This window comes from Corallococcus praedator, assembly GCF_003612125.1.
GTDB classification, from domain to species: domain Bacteria; phylum Myxococcota; class Myxococcia; order Myxococcales; family Myxococcaceae; genus Corallococcus; species Corallococcus praedator.
In genome coordinates, this window is record NZ_RAWI01000705.1 from 1 (window position 1) to 2,132 (window position 2,132).

General features: G+C 69.9%; 1 protein-coding gene. It reads right to left on the reverse strand.

Annotated elements, in window-relative coordinates; translation table 11 throughout:
- The coding region (locus D7Y13_RS41050) for a CHASE3 domain-containing protein (protein WP_341870476.1) at nucleotides 1–2,132 on the reverse strand (2,132 nt) is incomplete at both ends.

Sequence of the window (2,132 nt, forward strand, 5' to 3'; positions counted from 1 at the left end):
GGCTCTCGCGGTGGGGCCGCGCTGCCCGCGCGCAGGGGCAGGGTGACGGTGAAGGTGCTGCCCTCTCCCGCCGTGCTGTTCACGGTGACGTCGCCGCCCAGCAGGCGCGCCAGGTCGCGGGAGATGGACAGGCCCAGGCCGGTGCCGCCGTACTTGCGGTGGGTGCTGCCGTCGGCCTGACGGAACGCCTCGAAGATGACGCCCTGCAGCTCCAGGGGGATGCCGATGCCGGAGTCGCGCACGGCGAAGCGCACGTGCCCCTCGCCCGCGGTGGAGACGGTGAGGGCCACCTCTCCCTGGGCGGTGAACTTGAAGGCGTTGGAGAGCAGGTTCTTGAGCACCTGCCCCAGCCGCTGCGGATCCGTCTCCAGGGAGGAGGGCACGTCCGGCGCGACGGTGACCAGGAAGCGCACGCCCTTCTGCCGCGCGACGGGCTGGAAGGTGAGGCCCAGCCCTTCCACGAAGCGCTGGAGGGGCACGGGCTCCGGCTGCACCTCCACCTTGCCCGCCTCGATGCGCGACAGGTCCAGGATGTCGTTGATGAGGGCCAGCAGGTCGTTGCCCGCGGCGCCGATGGTCTGCGCGAACTTCACCTGTTCGGCGGTGAGGTTGCCTTCCTTGTTGTCCTCCAGGAGCTTCGCGAGGATGAGCGAGCTGTTGAGCGGCGTGCGCAGCTCGTGGCTCATGTTCGCCAGGAACTCGGACTTGTAGCGGTTGGTGCGCTCCAGCTCCGCGGCCTTGTCGGTGAGCGTCACCTGCGCCAGGGCCAGGTCGTCGCGCTGCGTCTCCAGCAGGCTCGCCTGTTCCTCCAACTGGGCGTTGGTCTGCTCCAGCTCCACCTGCTGGGTCATCAGCCGCGTCTGGGACTCCTTGAGGACGCGGCTCTGCTCCTCAATCTCCTCGTTGGAGACGCGCAGCTCCTCCTGCTGGGCTTGCAGCTCCTCGGCCTGGCGGCGCGTCTCTTCCAGGAGCTGTTCCAGGCGGGTGCGGTCGTGCGACGCGCGCACCGCGACGCCAATGGATTCGGACACGCGCTGGAGCAGCTCCAGGTCCGACGGGTGCACCGGGTGCAGGAAGCCCAGCTCCACCACCGCGTTGACTTGTCCGTCCGCCTTCGCGGGGGCGATGAGGACATGGCGCGACACGCCCTGGCCCAGGCTGGAGGAGACGGGCAGGTAGCCCTCCGGCACGTCGCGCAGGTGGAAGGCCCGGCCGTCCTTGACGGCCTGTCCGACGAGTCCGTCACCGGCGCGCAGCAGGTCCCCCTTGGTATCGAAGTCGGGGGGCAGCGCGTAGCCGGCGACGCGGCGGAAGCGGTTCGTCGCGTCCGCGAGGTAGAGGGCGCCCACCTGGGCGTCCAGCGTGTCGGTGAGGACGCGCAGCACGTTGTCGCCCAACTGCTCCAGGCGCTGTTCACCTTGCATGCGCAGGGCGAGGGCGTTCTGGCCCGCCTGGAGCCAGGCCTCGATGCTCCGGGCGCGGAAGTCGCGCGCCGCGATGAAGCCCGACATGCCGATGAGGAAGAGCAGCAGCGCGGAGCCGGCCCACGTGACGAGCAGGGACAGGTTGGCGGAGGACTGGAAGCCCGCGGTGCGGTCGGCGAGCAGCTTGCGCTCGTCGATCTCCATCTCCTCGATGGTGGCGCGGATGGACTGCATCACGGCGATGCCCCGGTCCTCCTTCACGATGGCGAGGGCCTCCTGGCTGTCGCCTCGCAGTTGCAGATCGATGGTCTGTTGCAGCTCCGTCAGCTTGTCGGTGACGGCGTCCTCCAGCTGTGTCAGCCGCTGCTGCTGCGCGGGGTTGTCGGCGGTGAGTTCCTTCAGGCGCGCAAGCTGCCCGGGCAGGGACTTCTTCGCGCGGACGTAGGGGTCCAGGTAGCTCTGGGCGCCGGTGAGCAGGAAGCCGCGCTGGCCCGTCTCCGCGTCCTTGAGCGTGGACAGCAGGCCCTCCAGCTTCTCCACCACCTCCAGCGTGTGCGTCACCAGCGTGGCGGCCGCCGTGCGCGTCTGGAGCATGCGGTAGGACAGCAACGCGATGACGAGGATGGCCAGCGCCGCCATGGCGAAGCCCGCGAAGGTGGCGGGGGGCAGCGCGGGGCCGAAGCGCGCGATGCGCGGGGTATCTTTCAC